This is a genomic window from Streptomyces sp. NPDC001744 (assembly GCF_042892575.1).
Taxonomy (GTDB): domain Bacteria; phylum Actinomycetota; class Actinomycetes; order Streptomycetales; family Streptomycetaceae; genus Streptomyces.
Genome location: NZ_JBIAUG010000007.1, coordinates 233,680 through 257,557, shown reverse-complemented (window position 1 = coordinate 257,557; position 23,878 = coordinate 233,680). Strand labels below are relative to the sequence as shown.

The 23,878-nt window shown below is 74.5% G+C and carries 21 protein-coding genes and 2 pseudogenes; 15 read left to right on the top strand and 8 right to left on the bottom strand.

Annotated features, from left to right (window positions below; translation table 11 throughout):
* Entirely contained in the window at positions 1 to 1,335 is a 1,335-nt protein-coding gene (locus ACFYZY_RS11790) for an aminotransferase class I/II-fold pyridoxal phosphate-dependent enzyme (RefSeq protein ID WP_388692421.1), read from the top strand.
* A 170-nt stretch (positions 1,336 to 1,505) separates the two neighbouring features.
* On the opposite strand, the gene ACFYZY_RS11785 is transcribed toward ACFYZY_RS11790, so the two are convergent.
* On the bottom strand, positions 1,506 to 2,594 hold the full coding sequence (locus ACFYZY_RS11785; RefSeq protein ID WP_388692419.1) for a DMT family transporter: 1,089 nt from the start codon (positions 2,592 to 2,594) through the stop codon (positions 1,506 to 1,508).
* 74 nt (positions 2,595 to 2,668) lie between these two features.
* Here ACFYZY_RS11785 and ACFYZY_RS11780 point away from each other — a divergent pair, with 74 nt between their 5' ends.
* From ACFYZY_RS11780 to ACFYZY_RS11770, 3 genes and pseudogenes are all read left to right on the top strand, one after another.
* Entirely contained in the window at positions 2,669 to 3,571 is a 903-nt protein-coding gene (locus ACFYZY_RS11780; protein WP_388692417.1) for a LysR family transcriptional regulator, read from the top strand.
* 200 nt (positions 3,572 to 3,771) lie between these two features.
* Positions 3,772 to 4,833, top strand: a complete 1,062-nt coding sequence (locus tag ACFYZY_RS11775; RefSeq protein ID WP_388692415.1) for an AraC family transcriptional regulator — start codon at positions 3,772 to 3,774, stop codon at positions 4,831 to 4,833.
* A 43-nt stretch (positions 4,834 to 4,876) separates the two neighbouring features.
* Positions 4,877 to 5,041: pseudogene (locus tag ACFYZY_RS11770) on the top strand (transposase); the annotation flags it as partial.
* A gap of 932 nt (positions 5,042 to 5,973) precedes the next feature.
* On the opposite strand, the gene ACFYZY_RS11765 reads toward ACFYZY_RS11770, so the two are convergent.
* Both ACFYZY_RS11765 and ACFYZY_RS11760 read right to left on the bottom strand, forming a co-directional pair.
* A complete protein-coding gene (locus ACFYZY_RS11765; protein ID WP_388692413.1) occupies positions 5,974 to 7,554 on the bottom strand; it encodes a DUF4157 domain-containing protein in 1,581 nt (526 codons plus the stop codon).
* Positions 7,555 to 7,843: 289 nt separating this feature from the next.
* Positions 7,844 to 8,061 (bottom strand): annotated as a pseudogene (locus ACFYZY_RS11760) (transposase family protein); the annotation flags it as partial.
* 254 nt (positions 8,062 to 8,315) lie between these two features.
* Here ACFYZY_RS11760 and lepB point away from each other — a divergent pair.
* Positions 8,316 to 8,924, top strand: a complete 609-nt coding sequence (gene lepB, locus ACFYZY_RS11755) for a signal peptidase I (protein ID WP_388692412.1) — start codon at positions 8,316 to 8,318, stop codon at positions 8,922 to 8,924.
* 47 nt (positions 8,925 to 8,971) lie between these two features.
* On the opposite strand, the gene ACFYZY_RS11750 is transcribed toward lepB, so the two are convergent.
* The gene (locus tag ACFYZY_RS11750; protein WP_388692410.1) at positions 8,972 to 9,577 is read right to left on the bottom strand and encodes a TetR/AcrR family transcriptional regulator; all 606 of its coding nucleotides are present in this window, start codon (positions 9,575 to 9,577) and stop codon (positions 8,972 to 8,974) included.
* Positions 9,578 to 9,765: 188 nt separating this feature from the next.
* Between ACFYZY_RS11750 and ACFYZY_RS11745 the strand changes: the two genes are divergently transcribed.
* The 6 genes from ACFYZY_RS11745 (at position 9,766) to ACFYZY_RS11720 (ending at position 13,648) form a co-directional block, all read left to right on the top strand.
* The gene (locus ACFYZY_RS11745) at positions 9,766 to 10,446 is read left to right on the top strand and encodes a DUF6230 family protein (protein WP_388692408.1); all 681 of its coding nucleotides are present in this window, start codon (positions 9,766 to 9,768) and stop codon (positions 10,444 to 10,446) included.
* Between the two features lie 116 nt (positions 10,447 to 10,562).
* Positions 10,563 to 11,057, top strand: a complete 495-nt coding sequence (locus ACFYZY_RS11740) for a DUF6114 domain-containing protein (RefSeq protein WP_388692406.1) — start codon at positions 10,563 to 10,565, stop codon at positions 11,055 to 11,057.
* A complete protein-coding gene (locus tag ACFYZY_RS11735; RefSeq protein ID WP_388692404.1) occupies positions 11,054 to 11,839 on the top strand; it encodes a DUF6230 family protein in 786 nt (261 codons plus the stop codon). The genes ACFYZY_RS11740 and ACFYZY_RS11735 overlap by 4 nt, the downstream gene beginning before the upstream one ends.
* Positions 11,833 to 12,219 carry a DUF6114 domain-containing protein gene (locus ACFYZY_RS11730; protein ID WP_388692403.1) on the top strand — a complete coding sequence of 129 codons (387 nt, stop codon included), beginning with the start codon at positions 11,833 to 11,835 and terminating at the stop codon, positions 12,217 to 12,219. The genes ACFYZY_RS11735 and ACFYZY_RS11730 overlap by 7 nt, the downstream gene beginning before the upstream one ends.
* Positions 12,216 to 12,884, top strand: a complete 669-nt coding sequence (locus ACFYZY_RS11725; protein WP_388692401.1) for a hypothetical protein — start codon at positions 12,216 to 12,218, stop codon at positions 12,882 to 12,884. Before ACFYZY_RS11730 ends, ACFYZY_RS11725 begins: the two co-directional genes overlap by 4 nt.
* Positions 12,881 to 13,648, top strand: coding sequence for a DUF6230 family protein (locus tag ACFYZY_RS11720; RefSeq protein WP_388692400.1), 768 nt, complete (start codon positions 12,881 to 12,883; stop codon positions 13,646 to 13,648). Before ACFYZY_RS11725 ends, ACFYZY_RS11720 begins: the two co-directional genes overlap by 4 nt.
* An 82-nt stretch (positions 13,649 to 13,730) precedes the next feature.
* Here the strand turns inward: ACFYZY_RS11720 and ACFYZY_RS11715 are convergent, their stop codons facing one another.
* Both ACFYZY_RS11715 and ACFYZY_RS11710 read right to left on the bottom strand, forming a co-directional pair.
* Positions 13,731 to 15,926 carry an MMPL family transporter gene (locus ACFYZY_RS11715; RefSeq protein ID WP_388692398.1) on the bottom strand — a complete coding sequence of 732 codons (2,196 nt, stop codon included), beginning with the start codon at positions 15,924 to 15,926 and terminating at the stop codon, positions 13,731 to 13,733.
* Between the two features lie 353 nt (positions 15,927 to 16,279).
* On the bottom strand, positions 16,280 to 16,771 hold the full coding sequence (locus ACFYZY_RS11710) for a MarR family winged helix-turn-helix transcriptional regulator (RefSeq protein WP_388692396.1): 492 nt from the start codon (positions 16,769 to 16,771) through the stop codon (positions 16,280 to 16,282).
* A gap of 128 nt (positions 16,772 to 16,899) precedes the next feature.
* Here ACFYZY_RS11710 and ACFYZY_RS11705 point away from each other — a divergent pair, with 128 nt between their 5' ends.
* The 4 genes from ACFYZY_RS11705 to ACFYZY_RS11690 all read left to right on the top strand — a co-directional run bounded on the left by ACFYZY_RS11705 (position 16,900) and on the right by ACFYZY_RS11690 (position 21,996).
* Complete coding sequence (locus ACFYZY_RS11705; RefSeq protein WP_388692394.1) at positions 16,900 to 18,516, top strand: SDR family oxidoreductase; 1,617 nt, start codon at positions 16,900 to 16,902, stop codon at positions 18,514 to 18,516.
* 241 nt (positions 18,517 to 18,757) lie between these two features.
* Positions 18,758 to 20,131 (top strand): cryptochrome/photolyase family protein, encoded by a 1,374-nt coding sequence (locus tag ACFYZY_RS11700; protein ID WP_388692392.1) that lies wholly within the window; start codon positions 18,758 to 18,760, stop codon positions 20,129 to 20,131.
* Positions 20,132 to 20,319: 188 nt separating this feature from the next.
* On the top strand, positions 20,320 to 21,012 hold the full coding sequence (locus ACFYZY_RS11695) for a sigma-70 family RNA polymerase sigma factor (RefSeq protein ID WP_388692390.1): 693 nt from the start codon (positions 20,320 to 20,322) through the stop codon (positions 21,010 to 21,012).
* A gap of 288 nt (positions 21,013 to 21,300) precedes the next feature.
* On the top strand, positions 21,301 to 21,996 hold the full coding sequence (locus tag ACFYZY_RS11690; RefSeq protein WP_388692388.1) for an alpha/beta fold hydrolase: 696 nt from the start codon (positions 21,301 to 21,303) through the stop codon (positions 21,994 to 21,996).
* Between the two features lie 32 nt (positions 21,997 to 22,028).
* Here the strand turns inward: ACFYZY_RS11690 and ACFYZY_RS11685 are convergent, their stop codons facing one another.
* The gene (locus ACFYZY_RS11685; RefSeq protein ID WP_388692387.1) at positions 22,029 to 23,063 is read right to left on the bottom strand and encodes a MerR family transcriptional regulator; all 1,035 of its coding nucleotides are present in this window, start codon (positions 23,061 to 23,063) and stop codon (positions 22,029 to 22,031) included.
* A gap of 38 nt (positions 23,064 to 23,101) precedes the next feature.
* Positions 23,102 to 23,824: an adenosylcobinamide amidohydrolase gene (locus ACFYZY_RS11680; RefSeq protein ID WP_388692386.1), complete on the bottom strand. Its 723-nt coding sequence runs from the start codon at positions 23,822 to 23,824 to the stop codon at positions 23,102 to 23,104.
* Between the last annotated feature and the right edge of the window lie 54 nt (positions 23,825 to 23,878).

Below are 23,878 nucleotides of genomic sequence, written 5' to 3'. Positions count from 1 at the left end.
GTGCTAGGAGAGTATCGGATCGAAGGCCGCCGCGCATCGGACATCGCCGCCAGCGTCGAGCGGGGGGTCGGCACCGGTGCGCTGGAGCCCGGCCGTCTCCTCCCCCCTCTGCGGGAACTGGCGGCCGGACTCGGCGTGAACCCCAACACCGTCGCCGCCGCCTACCGGACCCTGCGCGAACGCGGGGTGATCGAGACGGACGGACGGCGCGGCAGCCGGGTGCGGTCCCGGCCCGCCACGACCGCGCGCGGATCGATCCGGGTCGAGGCACCCGCCGGGGTGCGGGACCTGAGCGAGGGCAACCCCGACCGCGCCCTGCTGCCGCCCCTCGGCGACGCCCTGGCGGAAGCCGCGCGACGGTACGCCGAACGGCCCGGCATGTACGGGGAGTCCCCGGTGGACGAGGACTTCGGACGGCTCGCGCGCGCCGCCTTCGACGCGGACGGGGTGCCGGACGGGCCCGTCGGCGTGGCCTCCGGCTCCCTCGACGCCATCGAACGGGTGCTCGCGGCCCGTCTCAGGCCGGGCGACGCCGTCGCCGTCGAGGACCCGGGCTGGGGCAGCCTCCTCGACCTGGTGCCCGCGCTCGGCCTGCGACCGGTCCCGGTCACCCTGGACGACGAGGGGCCGCTGCCGGAGGAGGTCGAACGCGCGCTCCGGAAGGACGGGGCGCGGGCGGTGATCGTCACCGACCGGGCGCAGAACCCGACCGGGGCCCGCGTCACCGGGGCACGGGCCCGGGAGCTGCGGCGCGTCCTCGCCGGGCACCCCGACGTCCTGCTCGTGGAGGACGACCACGGGTACGGCATCGTCGCGCAGCCGCCCCACCCGCTGGCCGGGGCCACCGACCGCTGGCTGTTCGTCCGTTCGGCCGCCAAGGCGTACGGCCCCGACCTGCGGATCGCCTCCTTCACGGGGGACCCCGAGACCGTCGACCGGGTACTCGGCCGCCAGCGGCTCGGCCCCGGCTGGGTCAGCCGGCTGCTCCAGTGGACCGTCGCGCAGCTCTGGACCGCGGAGGCGGTGGACCCGGCCGTCGTCGCGCGTTCGTACGGGGAGCGGCGCGACGGCCTGGTCCGCGCCCTCGCCCGGCGCGGCGTCCGGGCGCACGGCGGCTCCGGCATGAACGTGTGGGTGCCGGTCGCCGACGAGACGGGCGCGGTGGCGCGGCTTCTCGCGGCGGGCTGGGCGGTGGCCCCCGGGGCGCGGTTCCGCGTGGAGTCCGGGCCGGCCGTCCGGATCACCGTCTCCGGCCTGGCCGTCGCGGACGTCGAGTCCCTGGCCGACGCCGTCGCAGGGGCGACGGGACCCGCGCCGGCGCGGAGCTACGGGTAGCGGGATCGAGTACCGCGTCATGCGTGGCCCCCGTGGTCGTCGGTCCTGGCGGGCCGTTCCTCACCCCGCGAGGAACGCCGCCTTCCGGAACCCGCGCTTTCCCGGTTCCCGGAACGGTTCCCGCACGAGGGGTGCCGCTCGTGGATGCCGCGGCCGGCGGCCGACCGCGCTCACGCACGGAGGGGTGGCCGGGTGCCGGGGGTGCCCTCCTCCGGGTGGAGGGCCCGGACGGGGACCGGGGACTTCCCGGGCGCGGGGGCCGGTTCCCGCGACGGCGGCGCGGTCGTGCGGCGGGAGGCACGGGTCTGGGTGAGGGCCGCGCCCGCCATGACCACGAGCGCGCCGACCGGAGTGTTCCAGGTGAGCCCTTCGTCCAGGAGGGTGACGCCCGCCGCCGTGGCGACGACCGGGATGAAGTACGTGACCATGGAGGCCGTCGTCGGGCCGACCTCCGCGACGATGCCGTACTGGAGCAGCATCGCGTACCCCGTGCCGAGCGCGCCGAGCGCGATCACGGCGAGCAGCGGAAGGAGCTCCACCGACGTCGGGGCCGAGGTGAACAGCGGTGTGACCACGGCCAGTTGCAGCGTCGCGAGTCCCACCTGGGAGCCGGCGAGCGAGAGGTGCGAGGCGCCGGTGCCGGCCAGCGTCCTGCGGACGTGGATCCAGCCGACCGCGTAACTGAACGAGGCGAGCAGGGCGAGCACGGTGCCCGTCGCGTCGAGGCCCGAGAAGCCCTGCCACGCGCCGAGCACGGTGAGGACCCCGACGAAGCCGAGCCCCAGGCCGGCCGCCCGGGCCCGGGTCGGACGGTCCTCGGAGAGCGCGACGAGGGAAAGCAGCATGCCCCACAGCGGGGTCGTCGCGTTGCAGATGCCCGCGAGGGTCGAGGGGATCGTCAGCTCCGCGTACGCGAAGAGGGAGAACGGCAGCGCGTTGAGGAGGAGGGCCGCGATCGCCAGGTGCCCCCAGACGCGGACGCCGCGCGGCAGCCGGTCGCGCTTCGCGACCAGGGCGACGGCGAGGACCGCCGTACCGAACAGGAGCCGGCCGAAGGTGACCTGGAGAGGGGCGAAGCCCTCCGTGCCGATCTTGATGAAGAGGAAGCTGAACCCCCAGATGAGGGCCAGGGCGCCGAACCGGACGCGCCAGTCGAGCAGGCGCGGGGCGGAGGGCCGGCCGGGCTGGTCCGGCCGGCTGGGGGAGGACGTGGGGGAAAGGACGGCGGACGGCGCGGATGGCGGGACTGCGGGGCTCATGCCCTTCAGGGTGTCCGGAACGACTTCTTAGGACAAGCGAGAATTACTCGACACCTTGCCTTAGCATCGCTTACATGTTGAACCTGGAGCGCCTCCGTGTCCTGGACGCCGTCGCCCGGCACGGCTCCGTCAGCGGCGCGGCCGACGGACTGCACGTCACCACCTCGGCCGTCTCGCAGCAGTTGTCCAAACTGGAGCGCGAGGTCGGCCAGCGGCTGCTCGCCAAGAACGGGCGGGGCGTGCGCCTCACGGACGCCGGACTGCTGCTGGCCGGGCACGCCGCCCGCATCCTCTCCCACGTGCAGCTGGCCCAGACCGACATCGAGGCCCAGCGCGGCCGGGTCGTGGGGGAGGTGCGGCTCGCCGGCTTCCCCACGGCGGCCCGGGGGCTCTTCCCGGCCGCGCTGGCCGCCCTGCGCGCGGACCACCCCGAACTCCGGGTCCGTACGACGGAACTGGAGCCCGAACCGGGGGTGCGGGCGGTGCTGCGCGGCGACGCCGACCTCGCGATCGTCCTGGACTGGAGCAACAAGCGGGCGCCCGTGCCCGGCGGCCTGGAGCGCCTCCACCTCTGCGACGACACCGCCGACGTGGCCCTGCCCGCGGGACACCCGCTGGCCGGGCGCGAGGCGGTGGACCTGGTCGACTTCGCGGAGGAGGAGTGGGTGTCCTGGCCGTCCGGCGAGTTCTGCCACGACTGGCTGATGTTCACCCTGCGCTCGCAGGGCGTCGAGCCGCTCATCGGCCACTTCGCGGGGGAGCACCACACCCAGCTGGCGCTCGTCGCGGCCGGGCTCGGAGTCTGTGTGACGCCCCGGCTCGGCCGGCCGGTGCCGGACGGCGTCGTCTTCGTCCCCGTACGGCAGAAGATGCGGCGGCACATCTACGCCACCTGGCGCGCCGACGAGGGCCGCCGCCCCTCCGTGCGGGCGGTCGCCGGAGCGCTGCGGGCGGCGGCCGAACCCCTGGGGTGCTGAAGGCGGGAGCGGACCGGCCGGGGCGCCGGGGCTCCGCCCGGACCCCGGCGCCCCGGCCGTGGGTCGCGTTCCGCGCGAGCGGGGGAGGGGCCGAAGCGCTTTACAGTTCTCGTTAGAATGTCCGAACCTGGACAACTGGCGAGGGAAGTGTCTCGCCCCGTGAGCACCGGACCGACGCGGCCGGAACGGAGGCGACGCGCATGCCGACGGAGACGGCGCGCCCGCCGGCGTCGGTCGGCGCCCACCACGTGCGGGCCGCGCTGTTCGGCGCCGAACGGCGCGGAGTGGCCGCCGGGCCGCTCCTCGCACGGGCCGGACTGCCCCTCGCCCTCCTGGACGAACCCCGGGTTCCCGCCGAACAGTTCGGACGGCTCGTCCGGGAGCTGTGGACCGCCCTGGACGACGAGCTGATCGGCTTCGGCGGCGCGCCCAGCAAGGTCGGCACCTTCGGGATGATGGCCCACGCGGTGGTCCACGGCAGCCGGGACCTGCGCGAGGCGCTGCGGCGCGCCCAGACCTTCTACTCCCTCTTCCCGGCCGGCCCGCGCTTCCGCCTGGTGGAACCCGCGGCGGACGGGGGGACCCCCGGCGCCGGGGACCCTGACGAGGCCCGGATGGAGTTCGACGTCTCCGGGTACGACGACCCGCTCCACTTCGGCGCCGAGGCCACCGTCCTCGTCGCCCACCGGTTCGCGGGCTGGCTCGTCCGGCGCCGGATCGGTCTGCGCAGGGTCGAGTTCGTCCACCCCGAACCCCGGCACGCCCGCGAGTACGCCCTCCTGTTCGGGGTGCCCCCCGTCTTCGGCGCCGGGCGGACGGCCGCCGTCTTCGACCGGGCGGACCTCGGCGAACCCGTCCTCCGCGACGGGGCCGCGCTCAAGACGTTCCTGCGCCGCGCCCCCGCCGACGTGCTCGTCCCCGCGGACCACGGCGGCACCGTGACCGACCGGGTGCGGCTCCTGATCGGGCGCGCCCTGTCCGACGGCCCGGTTCCGACGCCGGAACAGCTCGCCGCCCGGCTGTCCGTCAGCCCGCAGACCCTGCGCCGCCGGCTGGCCGCCGAGGGGACGACGTACCAGCGGCTCCGCGACCAGGTGCGACGGGACCACGCCATCGCGGAACTGGCCGCCGGGCGCGTCTCGATCGAGCACCTCTCGCGCCGGCTCGGCTTCTCCGAACCCAGCGCGTTCCACCGGGCGTTCCGGCGCTGGACGGGGGAGACGCCCCGGGCGTACCGGGGCGGGGGACGGGGGGAGTCCTAGGCCGTTTCTTGGCGATCACCGGATCGTCGGTTGATGTGCGTTGGTGGCTGATGCCCAGGGGGCACGCATCGGGCCGTTGCTGCCGGAGCGGACACCTCGGCGGGGCGGACGGTGGCGTGATCACCTGCAGGTGATCGACGCGATCGCGTTCAAGTACCGGACCGGGACGCCGTGGAGGGACCTGCCCGAGCGGTACGGCTCTTGGAAGGGCGCCCACCGTGGCCTCGGATGTGGGCGAGCGACGGCACCCGGGACGCGTCCTTGCCGCCCTGCTCGCCCGGGCCGACGCCGAGGAGGACCTGGACCGGGTCGTCGCGGTCGACTCCGCGGTCGCCCGTTCCCATCAGCACGCCGCCGGGTCCCGCGAGAAGGGGATCCGGCCGGCGAGCCGGACGGCCCCGCCCTCGCCGCACATCAGGCCGTCGTACGCGCGGGTCTCCTCAACCCGGGCCACGAGGAGGTTGGGGTGTGTGTCGAAAGTCCCGCCCGTCCTGCGGGCGGACGGCGCCGCTTTCGGAACACGCCCCAGGAGAGCGGCAGGCGCGGGCGGTGGAGGAACTCCTGCTCCGTGCGTTTCCCGGCCTTGACGCGATGGCCGGCCGGTACCGCGCCGAGACGCCCGTGCCCAGCAGGGCCAGGGCGCCGAAGCCGAACCCGCCGTCAGAGGGTTCTGGCCCCTCGGGCGGCGCCGGGCGGGAGGCGAACGCGGGAGATCGCGCCGGCCGGCTGCCGCCCCGCCCTTGCCGCTCACGACACGGTTGCCCCGCCCCGCCAGGACGGTTCTCCCTCCGAACCCGGGCATCGGCAGCGAGAGCGGCGCACAAGGAGCCGCAGCCGCGCCGGTGTCCGGCCGTCGGGGAGAGCCAGTCGAGAGTTCCACCGGCGTCCTGGCCGGGCCGTCAGCGCACAGCAGCGCGTCCGTCGGCACGAAGAACGCGCCTCTCCGGGGCGACAGTCACACCTGCGAGTCAGCCCGGAAACGGGACAGTTCCGCGAACATCCCACGTCCACCCATCCGTCGCATCGCACTGGCCCACCGCGACCTTCCTCGCCAACTTGCCGAACCCTTGGCCGAGTTCGGGATCACGAAGACGGCCGGCCCCGTTCCGGGCGATCGCTCGAACGAGTGATCAGCCGTCCCTAGAAATTACCGAAATTGTCCCTGAAATGTTCCGACATCTCCTCTCTGTGGTTCTGTGCGCTGTCATTGAGGGTTTTTTCTGCATTGTTATAGGTCTGCTCCAGGCTTTTATCGACTCTCTGCCTGACGCGCTCGTATATCACGGGGTGGGCATTTCTGAGATCTTCCAATTGCTGGGCAGCCTTGACGCCCTCGTTGACGACCGATGCAGCTCCGACCGCCGCGGAACCGACCCTGACCGCTGCTCCGAACGCAGGATTGACAATAGAGGCCAGCACTCCGAGTGTTCCCGATGTCACGACACTGCCGACAACCGCACCCCCTGCGCTCTGCTTGGCTCTGTCCATCCCTTCGTTGGCCTGCTTGCTGAATCTTGCGCCCCCCTCCTGACTTCCATAAGAAGCGGCCTCGGCTATGAGTTTCTGCAGTTCTTCCTGTCCGTTGATCATGGCGTAGAGGGCGAACTTTCCGCCTTCCGGAAGATTGTCGGACAGTTTCTTCAACTCTTCCTGTGTCGGAACCTTCATATTGCCTTGAAGTGCGTCGGTCCGGTCTTTGAGTGCTTTTTTCACTCCCGATTCAAATCCTTCGCCGAACGAGAGGTTCTCTGTTTTCTCTTCTATTTTGCCTCCAACTGCTCCCAGTATCTTGTCTGCTATCCCCAGCCGACTGGCACCCTGTGACAAGGGGTCACCTGAATTCCGGTCGCGCCCAGGGGGAAGTTTGGCGATTTTTTCGCAAATGGCTGCAGCGAGGGCTTCTGCGCCGGTCCTGTCGTCGCTGTAGGTGAGTACTGTCGGGCTCTCCACCATTTCATGCATGACGGCTTTCACTTCATATCCTATTTTCGCTCCACTGGAGGGGGTGAGAGATTTTCCCTCGGAGGTGGCGACGCGGTCAATTATCGAAATGTCGTGGGACTCGAGGAATGCTTGGACGGCTGCTGCGCTTTCCAGGCTCCGAAGGCTCTGGGGATCTTTCGGATCGTCGAGTGTGATCTTCCGCTGGATCGCCGGAGTCTCTTTGGCGGGGACGTAGGCACGTGTCTTCGGCCGGGTTGATGTGGTTTCCCGCTGAACTGGTGCCGGATTGTTCATGACTCGGTGCGCGTTGGATTCGGCTTCTTGTTCGTAGCGGTCCGACGGGTCACTCACCTTCAGCCCATTGCCCTGGTCTGTTCCTGCGACGGGGCCTTGGCGTTGTTGAATGACGTGGGTGAGTTCATGGGCGAGGGTGTGTTTGTCTCCTCCGCCGTCGCCGAGGACGATGTTGTTGCCGCTCGTGTAGGCGCGGGCGCCGATTTCGCCCGCAGAAGCGCGGGCGGCGCTGCTGTCGTGGATGCGGACGTCGGAGAAGTCGGCACCGAGGCGGGCTTCCATTTCGTCGCGGAGCGGGGCGTCCATGGGGCGGCCGCTGCCTGCGAGGACGTCGTGGACGGCGGACCGCTGCACAGCGGCGGGTGCCTGTTCGGCGGCGGTCCGTTGGTGTCCGCAGCCGGCGCCGTGGACGTGCTGTTCGGCGGCTTGGTCCTCGCGCTGGGCGGGTGGTTGGGCGTAGGGATGTCCGGAGAGCTGGAGCATGTGGAGGACGGCGGCGTTGCCCGCAGTGCGCTGAAGGGCGAGAAGTCCTGCCGGGCTCGTGCGGGCCGGTCTGGCAGGCGCCGGGGACTTGAGGCCGGTTGCCTGCTCCTGGTGGTGTTCGTGCTGTGCCAACGGGGCGCCTTTCAGGAAGATGGGACGTGTTCCACGAAACCTGTTCGCAGCGTGTTCCCGACAGGACCGGAAGGGCAGCACCCGGGGCAGTGAGCCTTTTCGGCGTGGGTGCTCCGGGGCGAGGGCGGCCGTGGCGGCGACGGAGGTGCGGTTCGGGCCGCAGCGGTCCGGGCGCCCGCCGGACAGGTGGCCGACGACCGCTGCGGCGTGGGCGCGAGCGGTGCCGACGGATATGCCGAAGCCGGCAGCGATCCGCGCGAGTGGGTCATGGCGGCGGAGGTGGACCAGGCCGTCGAGGGCCCGCCGGTGGGGCGGGTGTTCGCGGCGGCGGTCAGCCTCGCGGATGACGATGGGCAGGGTGACCCACTCGACCAGAGTGTGACGAAGGCCGAGCGACCGGCCGGATCAGGACACCGCCACCGCTCCGTCCGGGGCGGCCCGTACGGGTGCCGGTCCCCGGGGCGGGCCGGCCGTCCTCCGGGCCGGCTCCCTGGTGGGACCGGTCGTCGTGGTCCCGGACGACCGTGGTCAACAACCCTGAGCGGTACGGTCACAGCCGATCACCGCCCGCCGTCCTACCGTCCGGCCATGACCGAAACCGACCGGCCTTCGTCCTCCGGTCCCCGCCGATGAGCGCGCGCCGGGCGGTCGGAGCCGTCCTCGGGGCCGGAGCCGTGCTCTGCCTCCTCGCGGGCGTCGCCGTCACCGCCCTCGGCATCCGGGTCGACGGCTCCAGCATGGCCCCCACCCTTCACCGGGGGGACCGGGTCCTCGCCGTCCCGGGCTCCGCCGGCGAGGCGCGCCGGTTCGACGTGGTGCTGCTGCGGGCCACCGGGAAGGACGCCCTCCTGGTGAAGCGGGTCGTCGCGCTCCCCGGCGACCGGGTCGCGATCGTCTCCACGCCGGACGAACCCTTCCAGGTCCTCCTCCAGGAGCGGGGCACCGGCCCGGTCCACCGGGTGGTGTCGCCCCGCTGGGCGGCGCAGGCCCGCCGTACGGGCCCCTGCTGCACGGCGGAGGGCACCCGTTCGGCGCGGGCCGAGCTGCGGACCGTGCCCGAGGGGGCGTTCTTCTACCTGGGCGACAACCCCGATCTGTCGGACGACTCGCGGGCGTACGGCTGGGGGCGGATCGACCGGATCGAGGGCCGGGTCGGCGTGCGGGCCCACCCGCTCTCCTCGTCCCCGGGCCTCGACGGTCGTCCCGTTCTGGAGGAGTACGGGAGGGCGGTGCCATAGGGGTGTTCCGGAGGCTCCGCCTCCCGGCGCCGGTTCCGCGGCGCGTCCTACGCCGGGGGCACCTTCTCGTGGCCCGTGCTCAGGGCGACCCGGACCACGGTGTCCGCGATCCTGCGGGCCGACGCCTCGGGGGACGAACCGGCCTGGACGATGTGACTGGCGGTCAGCCGGACCGCCGCGTCCACGGCCAGTTCGCGCGCCACCGGGCCGACGCCCGGCCACGCCTCCGCGACGTACGCGTCGACCATGGCGGTGGCCGTGGCGAACGCCGACGCGGACCGGGTCGTGAGGTAGGGGAGGAGCCCGTCCTCGCCGGTGCTGGTCAGCATGGCCTTGATCAGGGGGTTCCGGCCGGCCAGCCGGAGCGTGAAGCCGACGGCGGCCTCGACGGCCGCCCGCAGGTCGTCCCGGTGCGCGTCCAGACCCGCCTGGATGCCGACGAGGCAGCGTTCCAGCTCGCGCTGGAACAGGGCTTCGCCGACGGCTTCCTTGGAGGCGAACTCCGAGTACAGCGTCTGGCGGCTGACGCCGACCGCGCCGGCCAGGTGCGCCATGCGCAGCTTGTCGAAGCCGCGGTCCGCGACCGCCTCGTACGCGGCGTCGAGCAGGCGTTCGCGCAGCAGTGTCCGGACCGTCTCCCTGAAGCGTGGCATCGGCCAAGCGTAGTCCAGGAGGAATTCTCCTCAAGATTGTCCGGACTGTTGACACTCGGTACATGACTGTCCAATTCTCGAACACGCAGCCGCAAAGTGTCATCCGTCTCCGACCATCCGGCCGAGGACGCACGGCTGTATTCGCACCCCACCCGCGCGCCGTGCGCGGGACGACGGTTGGAGAGCACATGCAGGAAGAGAGCAGAGGGGTCACCCGCTGGCGCAGATCGGCGCTCCTGGCCCTGCCGGCGACCGCGGCGGTCGCCGCCATGGCCACCGCCATGGTGCAGGGCGCCCTCGCCGCGAACCTCTCGCTGACGAGCGTCCCCTTCACCCTCAGCTCCAAGACGGTGGCCGCGCCGCAGGGCATCGGCGCGGTCATGCACACCATCGACGCGGGCGGGCCCAAGGGCGCCGCGCAGGTCGGCATCGCCAAGGCGGGACTGGACGGCATCTGCGTCCACGCCGTCCAGTCGGTCAACCTCCCGGTGGTGGGCAGCCTCGGCACCTGGTCGCTCAACATCTCCTCGCCGGCCGCGGCCACCCCGCTCACCAGCGACCAGCTCGTCGCGGGCTCCGGGCTCCAGGCGAACAAGCTGATCCTCGACGCCCAGGCGCTCAAGGCGTCCACGGCCACCCTGAACGCGAGCGACGCCACCCCGAACGTCATCGGCGCGGCCGCCGACGGCGCCGGGATCAAGGCCACCGGCATCAACGACGGCACCCCGGGCCAGTTCGGTCTGGACGCCACCGGCGGCCGTACGGACATCAAGAACCTCAACGCCGACGCCAACGGTGCCACGATCGCCGGTGCGATCACCCTGCCGGACCTGGCGATCGGCATCGCCCACGGCGACAAGGGCTGCTGAGCCGGACCGCCCCGGCGGACCGCCCGCGCGGCGGCGCCGCGCACCGGGGCCCCGCGCCTCCCGAAAGGCGCGGGGCCCCTCCCCACCCCTCCCCGACCCACCGCTGCGAGGTCCCCATGAGCACCGATCCGCCGTCCGAGCCGACCGAAGGGACCGCCCCGGACGCGCCCCGGCCGCGCGGCGCGCGCGCGGCGTTCCGCACCTGGCGCCGCACCCGGCCGTTCTGGGCGGCCGTCTGGACCGGGACCGGCGGCTTCGTCATCTTCTTCCTGCCGATGGCCCCCCTCGGCAAGATCCTCCAGGTCGGGGTCGGCGGGATCGCGGGCATGGCGGGCGGCGTCGTCCTGATGGCGATGGCCCTGCTCATCCTGCTGATGCCCAGCCAGCGCCACACCGCCGGCGTCCTCGCGGTGATCGCGGGCGTCGCCTCCTTCCCGCTGTCGAACCTCGGCGGCCTCTTCGTCGGCATGGTCCTCTCGGTCCTCGGCGGCTCCATGGCCTTCGGCTGGCTCCCCGAGAAGCCCGCCGGGCGGCGCGGATTCCTCCGCCGCACCCGGACGGCCGACCGAACCCCCGTACCCCCCGTGTCCGTTGGGAGCGGCTCCGCATGAACCACCTCTTCTCCGGCGCCCGTGAGCTCGGCAAGTCCGTGACCCGGATGCGCACGAGCGGTGTCCGCGCCGCCGCCGACTGGAACACCCGGATGCTGGCCGAGGCGGCCGACGGCACCCGCCGCGGCACCCGCTGGGGGCGCGGCGCGTTCGCCCTCGTCCCCTCGGTCCTCGCCGTCGGCGCCCTCGGCACGGCACTCGCGCAGGGGGCGCTCGCCGCCAACTTCAGCGTCACCGGCGAGCCCTTCACCCTGACCTCCAACGGCGTCCAGGGCAGCGGCTTCGGCGCCATCGTCAACACCCCGGCCGTCGGACGCCCGGACGGCACCACGACCACCAACACCGCCATGGCGCGCGTCGGTTTCGCCAGCGCCGGGCTCGCCGGACTGTGCGGCATCGTCCACCAGAAGATCGCCGGGCTCCCGTACTCGCTGCTCCTGACCGGCGGCCAGAAGGTGACGGCCGCCCCGCCGGCGGACTTCACCACCGACATCGACGCGTCGAACCTCTACATCCAGGCCACCGAACTCCAGGCGTACGGCCCCACCACCCTCCAGAACGCGGTGCTCGGCCAGTCCGCCGACCAGGTCACCGTCGCCGGCAAGCCCCTCACGGGAGCGCTGCCCGGCGGCTTCGGACTCGGCTCGGCGGGCGGCGAGGGCGGCAGCTCCATCAAGCTGCACGGCCTGAACGCCACCGCGTACGACGCCGAGATGGCCGGCGCGCTGGTCCTGCCCGACCTGAAGATCAGGGTCGTCCCCGGATCGGCCACGACGTGCTGAGCCGGGCGAAGGCCGCGTGGGCGTGGTTCGGGGCCTTCCGCCGCACCCGGCCCTTCTGGGGCGGGGTGTGGATGGTCGCCGGGGGCTGGACCGTCCTCAAGTTCTCCCTCAGCTCCCTGCAGCTGATCGTGAGCACGGGCTTCGGCGGGATCGCCGGCTACCTCGTCGGCGGCGGGATGATCCTGTGCGGCCTCATCCCGATGGCGCTGCCCGGCCAGCGGTACACCTTCGGGCTCATCGGCGTGGTCCTCGCGGTCGTCTCCCTCGTCGTCTCCAACCTGGGCGGGTTCCTGGCCGGCATGACGCTCGGCGTCCTCGGCGGCTCCATGATGGTCGGCTGGGGTGCCAAACGCCCGCGCCGCAGGACGGTGGAGGGGTGACGGCCGGGGAGCGCGCGGTACGGGAGGGACGCGCGGCGCGCCGGACGCGGGGCACGCGCGGAGCGCGCCGCAAGACCCTCGCGGTGACCACCTCCCTGGTCCTGGCGGTCACCACCGCCGTCTGGTCGGGGCAGCCGAGCAGCGCCTCGGGGGCGAACGCCGCCGTCGAACCGATGGGCGTCCCCTTCCTGCCCTCCCCGGACCCGCTGCGCGTCACCATCGACAGCATGGTCGCCGTGTCGATGACGGTCGACAAGAACGTCACCATCCGGCTCTCCGACGGCACGACGCGGACCACCACCAAGTACACGTTCACCAAGCTCAAGATCCGCTCGCACATGAACGTGGTCCAGCGGGCGAACGGCCACACCGTCACCATCGACGTGCCGGGGGAGGGCTCGCTCGGCGGTTACGACAGCGCGGGGAAGCCCGAGACGACGACGATGTGGGGGAACATCACCAACGTCTGCGTCCGCGTCCTCTTCAAGATCTGCGGGGTGCAGGGGCTCCTCGACTTCTTCGGCTCCCTCATCCCGCTGACCGCCGGTGCCGAGGACTTCGCCGGCGACATCTACGCGATCCGGACGGTCGACGACCACGCGGCCCTCGACTCCACCGACAACCCCGTCCACCTCCCCGGAACCATCACGGTGACCACCCCATGAACCCCGAAAGCCGCAGCCCGGAAGAGCACGCCCCCGTTCCGGAGGGTCCCGCGGAGGACGAGGCGGTGCGGGAGGTCTCCGCGCGGGAGGGCCGCACCCACTGGCGCCGGGCCCTCGCCGTCGCCGTGCCCGCGCTCCTCGTCGCGGGCGGCACCGGGACCGCGATGGCGAGCGGCGCCCTCGCCGTCGGCCTCCGGATCCAGGACCGGCCCGTCGACTTCACCACCAGCAGCCTGTACGGGACGCAGTACGGCGCCGCCGTCGTCGACCAGGCCGTCGTCGGGCCCGACGGCTCGGCCGGAACCGTACGGGTGCTCCGCATGGGCTTCGCGGACGGGATGATCAACGGCCTCTGCCTGAGCCAGAAGCAGCAGATCGGGGGAGCCACGTACACCCTGATGCTCACCCTCGGCGACGACAACCCGGGCTCCTGGGAGATCAGGACGAAGAACACCGTCCTCGACCTCAAGAACGCCACCGGCGTCCTCGACATGGACGGGATCGTCGACCTCAACACCAACGGCGCCGACGTGAAGACCGTGAAGGACGCCTCCGGGGCGTACGTGGTCAACCCGCTCGACAGCCCGCAGCACCGCTTCGGCATCCAGGCGCGCTACGCCAAGTTCGACAGGATCGTGGGCACCGCCCAGGACTTCCAGCTCCCGGGCCTCCTCACCGCGCCCGGCCTCAAGCTGAGCGTGCGGCCCGGCGCGGTCGCCTGTCCGGCCCCGCCGGCGCCCACCGGGACCCCCGGCACGCCGTGAGCCGGTGCGGGCCGCGCCCCGCCGGCCCCGTCGCGTGCCGGGCCGTGCCCGGACCGGCCGGAGCCCCGCCGGTCCGGCCGGTTCAGCCGTGCTTCCCGGAGGACGCGGCGGGTTCGCGGCCGGGGGCCGGGTCCGCCGGGACGCGGCTGAGCGCACCGGGCCACCACGCCTTCGGACCGAGGTCCCGGACCAGCGCGGGCACCAGGAGCGAACGGACCACCAGGGTGTCGAGCAGGACGCCGAAGGCGACGATGAACGCGATCTGCGCGAGGAACGCCAGCGGGATCACGCCGAGCGCGGCGAAGGTCGCCGCGAGCACCACGCCCGCCGAGGTGATCACACCGCCGGTGGCGGTCAGGCCGATGCGGACGCCTTCGCGCACCCCGTGGCGCAGCGACTCCTCACGGACCCGGGACATCAGGAAGATGTTGTAGTCCACGCCCAGCGCGACCAGGAAGACGAAACCGTACAGCGGGACGGAGGAGTCCGTTCCGGTGAAGCCGAGGACGTGCTCGAAGACGAGCGCCGAGACGCCCAGGGTGGCGGCGAAGTTGAGCGCCACCGTGGCGACGAGGAGCAGCGGCAGCACCAGGGAGCGCAGCAGCGCCACCAGGATGACCAGGATGATCGCCAGGACCACCGGAACGATGAGCGCGCGGTCCCGGGCGGCGGTGCGCTGGGTGTCGTACTGCTGCGCCGTCGAACCGCCCACCAGGGCGTCCGCCCCGGGGACCGCGTGCACGGCGGTACGGAGGCGGGCGAGCGTCTCCCGGGCCGCGTCGCTGTCGGCCGCGTCGGCCAGAGTGACGTCGATCCGGACCCGGCCGCCGGCCACGAGCGGCTCGCCGGGGGCCGGGCGGCCCGACGCGTCCACCGGGAACGCCGAGTCGACGCCCTCGACGTCCTTCGCGGCGGCGGTCACGCGGGAGGCCGCCCCGGCGTCGGCGATGATCACGGCGGGGTTGCCGGCGCCGCCGGGGAAATGACGGCCCAGGGTCTCCTGCGCGGCGACGGACGGCGCGTCGTTCACGAAGATCTCGTCGAAGGGCACGCCCCGGGAGTTCAGCGTGGGCGCGAAGGCGGCGCAGGCCAGGAGCCCGACGAGGGTGACCGCCCATACCTTGCGGGGAGCGCGGTCCACCACGGCGGCGATCCGGGTCCAGAGGGCGTGGCCGCCCCCGAGCCTCTTCCCGGTGGTGCCGGTGGTGCCGGTGGGGGCGTCGGGACCCGTGTCCGTGCCTGCGGGGAGGGTCTTCGGACGGGCCGGCCAGTACGCGGCGCGCCCCGTGAGGACCAGGGCCGCCGGGAGGAAGGTGAGCGCGCCGAGGACCGCGCAGACGATGCCGATGGCGCCGACCGGGCCGAGCGCCCGGTTGTTGGACAGGTCGCTCGCGAGCAGGGCGATGAGCGCCAGGGCGACGGTCGCGGCGCTCGCGACGATCGGCTCGACGGAGCGGCGCAGGGCCTTGCGCATCGCGGCGAACCGGTCGGCGCCGGGGACGGCGAGCTCCTCCCGGTAGCGGGCGGCGAGGAGCAGCGCGTAGTCGGTCGCGGCGCCGATCACCAGGATCGAGAGGATGCCCTGCACCTGTCCGTCCACCCTGACCAGATCGGCGTCGGCGAGCACGTACACGATCGCGCAGGCCAGCCCGAGGGCGAACACCGCGCCCAGGATGATCATCAGGGGCAGCAGGACGCTGCGGTAGACGACGAGAAGGATCAGCAGGACCGCCGCCAGGGCGACGCCGAGCAGGAGCCCGTCGATGCCGGAGAAGGCGTCGGAGAGGTCGGCCTGGGTGGCGGCGGGGCCCGCGAGCCACACGGTCGTTCCCGGGACCGAGGCCGCCTTCCGCACCGTGTCGAGCGCGTCCGGCAGGGCGTCGCCGAGACCGGGCCGCAGCGGGACGACGGCCCGCAGCGCCTTGCCGTCCTCGGAGGCCAGGGCGGGGGAGGGCGGCCCGGCGATTCCCGGGCGGCCGGCGAGCGCGGCGAGGGCCCGCGTCGCCCCGGCCGCAGCGCCGGGAGCCGGTTCCCCGCCGCCCTCCGCCGTCCACACCACGATCACGGGCACGGACTCGGACGCGGAGGTGCGGAACGCCTTCTGCTCCTCGACGACCCGGGTCGACTCGGCGCTGCGCGGCAGGAAGGCCGCCCGGTCGTTGGTGGAGACCTCGCCGAGCCGGCCGGCGAACGGCCCGAGCCCGCCGCCCACGGCGAGCCAGACGACCAGAAGGGCCAGGGGCAGCAGGAAGCGGGTCCGGCGGAGGGCGCGGGGCATCGGGTCTCCGAACTGTTACTCGGCCATGAAGTATCTCAATGATTGAGAGAAGTATGCACGGGCCCGGTCCGGGGCTCACGGACGCCTACCCGGAACGGGCGGTCGCACCCCGGGCGGGACCTCTCGACGGTGCCTTCGGGGGAAGGGGACCGCGCGGACGCACCGGTCCGGCGGTTCCGCCGCCCGATGGTTCCGGTGACCGGGTGGTCCCGTGACCGGGTGGTCCGGTGACCGGGTGGTCCCGTGACCGGGTGGTCCCGTGACCGGGTGGTCCGGTGACCGGGTGGTCCCGTGACCGGGTGGTCCGGTGACCGGGTGGTCCGGAGGTTCCGCCGCGGGCCCTCCCGGCTTCCTCAGCGGCGCGGTACGCGCAGGGCGCCCAGCTCGTCGTTCAGGACGTCCAGGAAGCGCAGGACCACCGCGAGCTCGTCGGCGTCGAACCGCTCCCGCGCCCGGGCGGTCGCCTCCGCGAGGGGCAGGAAGTACCGCCGGGCCGCCGCCCTCGCGCCGTCCTCGTACCGCACGTGCACCACGCGGCGGTCGGAGCTCTCCCGGACCCTGCGGATGTGCCCGGCCTTCTCCAGCCTGTCCAGGCAGGCCGTCACCGCGCCGGAGGTGAGCCCGAGATGCTCCCGGAGCCGCCCCGGCGTCAGCGGTTCGGGGCTGTCCAGGACGACGGCCAGGGCCTGTACGTCCGTGGGGTGGAGCCCCTGCGCCTGGGCGAAGCCGTGTACGAGACGGTTGATCTCGCCCTGCGTCCGCCGCAGCGCGACGGCGAAGCCGTGCAGGTCGCCGGCGGTGCTCTGCGGAGCGGCGGAAACGTCTCGGTCTTCTTCGCGGGCCACGCGTTCAGCCTATAGACAACGCTCTCGCGCATCCGTCCGAGCCGGGACGGGGGAAGAATCGGCGTGGCGACCGCTTCTCGCGGACGCCGCGGCGAGCCCGCCCCCGGGACGGAACGGAGCACCCCACCATGGCGACGCACCCCAGGGCCACGCCCGGCCCGGACCCCGGTCCGACAGCCGGCCGTGCCCCGGCCCTCTGCCTCGTGACCGGCGCCGGGGGCTACATCGGCGGCCGGCTCGTTCCCGAACTGCTCGACGCGGGCCACCGCGTGCGCTGCCTCGCCCGCACCCCCGCCAACCTCCGGGACCACCCCTGGGCCGACCGGGTCGAGATCGTCCGGGGCGACGTCACCGACGCCGCGACCCTGCGGCCCGCCTTCGAGGGCGTGGAGGTGGCCTACTACCTCGTGCACTCCCTCGGGTCCGGCCGGGACTTCGAGGAGACCGACCGGCGGGCGGCCCGCGTCTTCGCCGAGGAGGCCCGCGCCGCGGGGGTCCGCCGCATCGTCTACCTGGGCGGCCTCACGCCGAGGGACGTACCCGAGCACGCGCTCTCCCCGCACCTGCGCTCGCGGGCCGAGGTCGGCCGGATCCTGCTCGCCTCCGGCGTGCCCACGACCGTGCTGCGGGCCGCCGTCGTCATCGGCTCCGGTTCCGCCTCCTTCGAGATGCTCCGCTACCTCACCGAACGCCTCCCCGTGATGCTGACGCCCAGCTGGGTCAGGACCCACGTGCAGCCCATCGCCGTGCGCGACGTGCTGCGGTACCTCGTCGGCAGCGCGTCCATGCCGGCGGACGTCAACCGCGCCTTCGACATCGGCGGGCCGGACATCCTCACCTACCGGGACATGATGATCCGGTACGCGACGGTCGCCGGTCTGCCCCGGCGCCTCATCGTGTCCGTGCCGATGCTGACCCCCCGCCTGTCCAGCCACTGGATCGGCCTCGTCACGCCCGTGCCCGCCGCCCTGGCCCGGCCGCTCGCGGAGTCGCTGCGGTACGAGGTGGTCTGCGCCGAGCACGACATCGCGGAGTACGTCCCGGGCCCGCCGGGCACCCCGATCCCCTTCGACCGGGCCCTCGACCTCGCCCTCCGGCGCGTCCAGGAGGCCGGGGTCACCACGCGCTGGTCCTCCGCCTCCCTCCCCGGAGCCCCCAGCGACCCCCTGCCCACCGACCCCGACTGGGCCGGCGGCAGCCTCTACACCGACGAACGCGAACGGACCGTCGAGGCCGCCCCGGACACCCTCTGGAAGGTCATCGAGGGCATCGGCGGGGAGAACGGCTGGTACTCCTTCCCGCTGGCCTGGGCCGTACGGGGGTGGCTCGACCGGCTCGTCGGCGGAGTGGGACTGCGCCGGGGCCGCCGCGACGCCCAGCGGCTCCGGGTCGGCGACGCGCTCGACTTCTGGCGGGTGGAGGAGATCGAGCGCGGAAGCCTGCTCCGGCTGCGCGCCGAGATGCGGCTCCCCGGCCTCGCCTGGCTGGAGATGCGCTCCGAACGGGACGAGGAGGGCCGCACCCGCTACCGCCAGCGCGCCCTCTTCCATCCGCGCGGGCTCGCCGGGCAGCTCTACTGGTGGAGCGTGGCACCGTTCCACGCCGTCGTCTTCGGCGGCATGGCGCGGAACATCGCGCGTACGGCGGAGCGCACCACAGGCGGCGCGTCCGTGCCGCCGCGCGCCGGGGGCGTGCCGGCGCACACCGGAAACGCGCCGGGCGCCGCCGACCCGCCGGGTCCGTGAGCGCGTCCGCGCCCCGGTCGTACGGCACGTCCGCGCGCCGACGGGGCGGCGCGTTCCCCCTCCGACGGGACGGCACGTCTCCACCCCGGCCGGGCGGCGCGTCCCCGCCCCGGCCCCACGGCGCATCCGCGCACCGGCCGGGCGGGGAAGAGAGGCGGCACACCCGTACGACCGCCCCAGCCCGCCGCGTGCCCGGCCCCGCGTGGAGCCGCCCGGCGGTCGAGCTCCAGGAACAGGCGCCATGACCGTCTCCGTCGTCCTCTTCACCTCCGACCTCCGCCTGCACGACCACCCGCCGCTGCGGGCCGCCGTGGACGGGACGGACGAGACCGTCCCGCTGTTCGTCCGCGACCCCGCCGTCGACCGGGCCGGGTTCGCCGCTCCCAACCGGCTCGCCTTCCTCGCCGACTGCCTGACCGACCTCGACGCCGGGCTGCGCGAACGCGGCGGCCGGCTCGTGGTGCGCCACGGCGACACCACGGCCGAAGTGTGCGCGGTGGTACGGCGGTCCGACGCCGACGAGGTCCACATGGCGGCGGACCACTCGGCCTTCGCCCGTGCCCGGGAGGCACGGCTGCGGCACGCCCTGGAGGCGGACGGACGCCGGCTCTACGTGCACGACGCCGTGACCACCGTCGTGCCGCCCGGCGACGTCACCCCGCAGGGCTCCGACCACTTCGCGGTCTTCACCCCGTACTTCCGGCGCTGGTCCGGCGAACCGCTCCGGTCGCCCCTGGCGGCCCCCCGGACGGTCCGGGTGCCCGCCGGCCTCCGCTCCGGGGAGCCTCCGTCGCGCGCCTCCGTCGCGGGCGTGTCCGAGGGCCTGGCGAGGGGCGGGGAGACCGAGGGGCGGCGCAGGCTCGGTGCCTGGCTCTCCCGGCACGCCGACGCCTACGGGACCGGCCACGACGACCTCGCCGGCGACACGACCTCGCGCCTCTCCCCGTACCTCCACTTCGGCGCCGTCTCCGCCACCGAGGCCGTCCACCGGGCCCGGCGCCGGGGCGGTCCGGGCGCCGAGGCGTTCGTACGGCAGCTGTGCTGGCGGGACTTCCACCGCCAGATGCTCGCCGCGCGGCCCCGGGCGGCCACCGAGGACTACCGGCCCCGGCAGGACCGCTGGCGGCGCGGCGAGGAGGCCGAGGCGGACCTGAGGGCCTGGAAGGAGGGCCGGACCGGCTACCCCGTGGTGGACGCGGCCATGCGCCAGCTCGCCCACGAGGGCTGGGCGCACAACCGGGGCCGGCTGCTCGCCGCCTCCTTCCTCGCCAAGACGCTCTACCTCGACTGGCGGGAGGGCGCCCGGCACTTCCTCGACCTCCTGGTGGACGGGGACGTCGCCAACAACCAGCTCAACTGGCAGTGGGTGGCGGGGACGGGAGCCGACACCCGGCCCCACCGGGTCCTCAACCCCGTCCTCCAGGGCAAGCGGTACGACCCCGACGGCGCCTACGTCCGCCGCTGGGTCCCGGAACTCGCCGGGCTGCCCGGCGCGGCGGTTCACGAGCCCTGGAAGCCGAAGCACCGTGACCGGGTCGCGTACGACTACCCCGCGCCGCTCGTGGACCTCGCCGAAGCCGCCGCCCGCTTCCGGCGCGCGCGGGGCCGGGAGTGAGGGACCGGAAACAGGGGCGCGGAGGGCCGGGACCGGGGTGCGGGGAGGAGAACGGCGGCGGTTCGCACGGCCGTTCCTCCTTCACGCGTGCGATACGACGCACAAACGACGCGAGTTGATCCACTTCGCCGGTCGGCCGGACGCTGAGGGGGCCGGGAGCACGGAGCCCCGGGAGGAGGAGGCCCGCCATGCCCGCAGCCCGCACCGCCGCCGGTCGCCCCGTGCCCGGGGGCACGAACACCCCCGCCCCCGTCTCCCCGGAGGGCCCCCCTTCCCCGGAGGCGGGAGCCGGGACCGCCGCCCCTCCCGGCGGAGGAGCCACGCCCGTCCTCCTCTCGGACAGGGAGATCGGCCTCGGGCTCGCCCGGGGCGACGAACACTGCCTCGCCCTCGCCCACCACCGCTGGGCCCGGCTCGTGCACGCCCTGGCCTCCCGGGCCCTGGGCGATCCGCGCGAGGCCGAGGACGTCACCCAGCAGGTCTTCCTCGCGGCCTGGCGGGGCCGCGCCGGCTACCACCCCGAGCGCGGTTCCGTACCCGCCTGGCTCGTCGGCATCACCCGGCGGAAGATCGCCGACGCCCTCGGCGCCCGCACCCGCAGGCTCGACCTCGTCGCCGCGGCCGGTGCGGCCCTGCCGGTGTCCGACGGCGTCCGGGAGGGCCCCGAACACGTCCTCGACCGGCTCGTGGTCACCCGCGAACTCGCGCGCCTGCCGCGCGTCCAGCGCGACGTCCTGACCCTCGCCTTCTTCGCGGACCTGACACAGACGCAGATCGCCCGCCTCACCGGCATGCCCCTCGGCACGGTCAAGAGCCACGCGCGCCGGGGCCTGCGGCGGATGCGCCACAGCCTCGCCGTCGCCGGGACCACCGCCGCCTGAACCCGGACCCTTCGGACACTCCGCACCCCCGGCGCCCCGGCCCCGGCACCGGGACCGCCCGGACCCAGGTCCCCGGGCCGCGCCCGGCTCCGGTCCCCGAAGCGCCCCCGGGCCCCGCCGCCCGGCGGGCCCGTACCCGGCGGCCGGTGGGACCTGGCAGACTGCGGCCCTCACGGTCGCCTCCCCTCGTCATGAGCGGACCGCTCATCCCGGGAAGCGGCAACGACTCCTGGAGGTCCCCATGGCGCAGCGACCCGGACACGCGGCCCACGAGGCCCGCACGAACGGGTGCTCCCCGCCGCCGTCGCGCCGCCGCGCGAGCGGAACGGCCGCGCGGTGAACGGCTGCCGCACCCCGCGCGCCGAGGCCGCGACCCTCCTCGCCCGCAGTGCCCCCGCCACCCCCACGGCGGCCGTCCTGCTCCTCCACGGGGGCCGCGAGGACGGCCCCGAGCCGCCGCCCGCCCTCAACCTCCCCGCGCTGCGCATGCGTCCCTTCGCGACCGCCGTGACCCGCGCCGTGCGGGGCCGGGCCGTGCTGGTCGCCGAGGTCCGCTACCGCCACCGGGGCTGGAACGGCGCGCGCGCCGACGCCGCCAGGGACGCCGAGGCCGCCCTGGCCGGCCTCCGGGAGCGGATCGGCCCCGTTCCCGTCGTGCTCGTCGGCCACTCCATGGGCGGGCGCGCCGCGCTCCGTGCCGCGGGCGATCCCGCCGTACGCGGAGTCGTCGCCCTCGCGCCCTGGTGCCCGTCCGGCGAACCCGTCGACCACCTCGGCGGCCGGCGCCTCTACCTGCTCCACGACGAGACCGACCGCGTCACCTCCGCCCGGGAGTCCTGGGACTTCGTCCGCAGGGCCAGGGCGGCGGGCGCCGACGCCGTGGGCATCCCGATGCCGCTCGGCGGGCACGCCATGCTCCGGGGGGCCGGTCTCTGGCACCGCCGCGCGGCCGAACTCGCGGCGGCGCTGCTCTCGCACGGCTGAGGCCGGCCGCGCGGCGGGGCGCCGCCCGCGCGTCACGCCGGGGAGGGGGCCCGCGTCCCCGCGTGGTGGCGGGAGAGCGCGTCGAGCGCTTCCCGCAGGCCGCCCGGCCGCAGCATTCCCGGCTCCACGGCGCGGCCCGCCCAGCCGGGGCCGGCGAGGAGGACCAGGGGGTGCGTCCGCGCCCCCTTCACGCCGAACGAGCTGCCGGCGACGTGCCGGGCGAGGGCGTGGTGCGCGGTGGAACGCGCCTGCGACCAGAGCACGACGGCGGCCGGGCCCGTGCGCCGTACGGCGGCGTCGAGCGCTTCGGCGGGGACGGCCGCGCCGAACATCCGGTGCGGCAGCCCGCGTTCGGCGAGTCCCGCGGCCAGTGCCTCCAGCGGGAGGGTGTGCTGCTCGCCGGGGACGCAGGCCAGGAGCACCGGCGGTACGGAAGCCACGGGCCCCGGTCCGGCGGGCGCGACCCGCCGGAGCGCGGTCGACACGTGCCAGGACAGCAGGTGCTCCACCTCGACGTAACGGTCCCCGGACGACTCCCACTTGCGCCCCACCGCGCGCAGGGTGGGAGCCATCACCTCCTCCCAGGCGGTGACGAGCCCGTGGTCCGCGACGGCGTCCCGCAGCAGGGCGTCAAGCGCCGGACCGTCCAGCCGGACGGCGGCCCTGGCCAGCCCCCGGCACTCCCGCCGCACGGCGCCGAGCGGCAACCCGTTCCCGGAGCCGGGCCGGCGGACCCGTTCCGCTCCGGGAAGCGGCTCGGCCCGGACGCCCGGCTCCGCGTGGGGACGGGGGAGGGACGCCCCGGACCCGCCGGACCGCCCGGTCCCCGTCCTGGCCGCCCGCGCGATCCGGGCCGCCTCGGCCGGCGGGGCTCCCGAAGCCGTCAGCCGGCACATCTCCTCCAGCATCGCTACGTCCTCCGGCGTCCAGCGCCGGTGCCTCCCGTCCTCACGGGCGGCGGGGCCGATCCCGTACCGCCGGTCCCACGAGCGCAGCGTGGTAGGCGACACCCCCAGGCGCCGTGCCACCGTTCCGGTCGTGATCCCGTACGCCACCGTGTCGGTCATGCGCTCAGGTTACGACGCACAAACGGTGCGAGCGGGTCTCAGGCGGCGGATCCGGGGAGTCCGGCGGCCAGGGCGGCCGCACAGGCGTCCCGGGTCGCCCGGTGCACGGCGCGGGCCAGCCGCGCGCCCCAGAGCGAACGCGGCCCCGCGAACGGCTCGGCCCCGCTCCCGGCCGCCGAGGGGGCGGCCACGCAGACGGCGTCCGTCGGGGTGCCGGAGGCGTCGGCGCCCAGGTCGACCAGGGCCTGGGTCTTCGCCTCGGTGGCGGTGATCACCGCGTTCACGAGGGCGGCGTCCGTGAGCGGCACGGGCAGCGACACGATGATGTTGATGGTCCCGGGGCGCGGGACCGCGACCCCGCCGGTCCCCGGCGCGGCGGCCCAGCCGCGCACCCCGATCCCGGCCGTGACCACGGCGTGCGCGCCGCCGTCCTCGGCGTGGCACCGGTCCGCGACCGGGGCCGCCGTCATGAGGCCCACGCCCGCGCCCGACAGGCCCGCGCCCGCCGCCAGTTCACGGAGGTGGGCGACCGGGTCGAGCCGGTCGTAACCGGGCGGGACCTGGGCGTTGAGCACCCACTCCCGCTCACCGATCCCCCCGCCGAGCACCGCGCTCGACACCATCCGCACCCCGGGCCCGGGGGCCCAGACGAGCAGGGGCCACTCCCGGCCCCGTTCCACGTGGCCGAGGAGGGCGGCGTCGGCGACCGAGGGGCGGGCGGGAAGGGCCGGAGGGTGGGCGGGAAGGGCCGGGGGGAGCACGCCCCACCTTAACGCGGGGCTCTTTCCCACTCGAACGGGTGAACAGCCGTCCGG

Bases quoted from the DNA above. Each gene is read 5' to 3' on its own strand.
- ACFYZY_RS11785 (WP_388692419.1), bottom strand. From the start codon at position 2,594: ATGAGCCCCGCAGTCCCGCCATCCGCGCCGTCCGCCGTCCTTTCCCCC.
- ACFYZY_RS11780 (WP_388692417.1), top strand. From the start codon at position 2,669: ATGTTGAACCTGGAGCGCCTCCGTGTCCTGGACGCCGTCGCCCGGCAC.
- ACFYZY_RS11775 (WP_388692415.1), top strand. From the start codon at position 3,772: ATGCCGACGGAGACGGCGCGCCCGCCGGCGTCGGTCGGCGCCCACCAC.
- ACFYZY_RS11765 (WP_388692413.1), bottom strand. From the start codon at position 7,554: ATGCTCCAGCTCTCCGGACATCCCTACGCCCAACCACCCGCCCAGCGC.
- lepB (WP_388692412.1), top strand. From the start codon at position 8,316: ATGAGCGCGCGCCGGGCGGTCGGAGCCGTCCTCGGGGCCGGAGCCGTG.
- ACFYZY_RS11750 (WP_388692410.1), bottom strand. From the start codon at position 9,577: ATGCCACGCTTCAGGGAGACGGTCCGGACACTGCTGCGCGAACGCCTG.
- ACFYZY_RS11745 (WP_388692408.1), top strand. From the start codon at position 9,766: ATGCAGGAAGAGAGCAGAGGGGTCACCCGCTGGCGCAGATCGGCGCTC.
- ACFYZY_RS11740 (WP_388692406.1), top strand. From the start codon at position 10,563: ATGAGCACCGATCCGCCGTCCGAGCCGACCGAAGGGACCGCCCCGGAC.
- ACFYZY_RS11735 (WP_388692404.1), top strand. From the start codon at position 11,054: ATGAACCACCTCTTCTCCGGCGCCCGTGAGCTCGGCAAGTCCGTGACC.
- ACFYZY_RS11720 (WP_388692400.1), top strand. From the start codon at position 12,881: ATGAACCCCGAAAGCCGCAGCCCGGAAGAGCACGCCCCCGTTCCGGAG.
- ACFYZY_RS11715 (WP_388692398.1), bottom strand. From the start codon at position 15,926: ATGCCCCGCGCCCTCCGCCGGACCCGCTTCCTGCTGCCCCTGGCCCTT.
- ACFYZY_RS11705 (WP_388692394.1), top strand. From the start codon at position 16,900: ATGGCGACGCACCCCAGGGCCACGCCCGGCCCGGACCCCGGTCCGACA.
- ACFYZY_RS11700 (WP_388692392.1), top strand. From the start codon at position 18,758: ATGACCGTCTCCGTCGTCCTCTTCACCTCCGACCTCCGCCTGCACGAC.
- ACFYZY_RS11695 (WP_388692390.1), top strand. From the start codon at position 20,320: ATGCCCGCAGCCCGCACCGCCGCCGGTCGCCCCGTGCCCGGGGGCACG.
- ACFYZY_RS11685 (WP_388692387.1), bottom strand. From the start codon at position 23,063: ATGACCGACACGGTGGCGTACGGGATCACGACCGGAACGGTGGCACGG.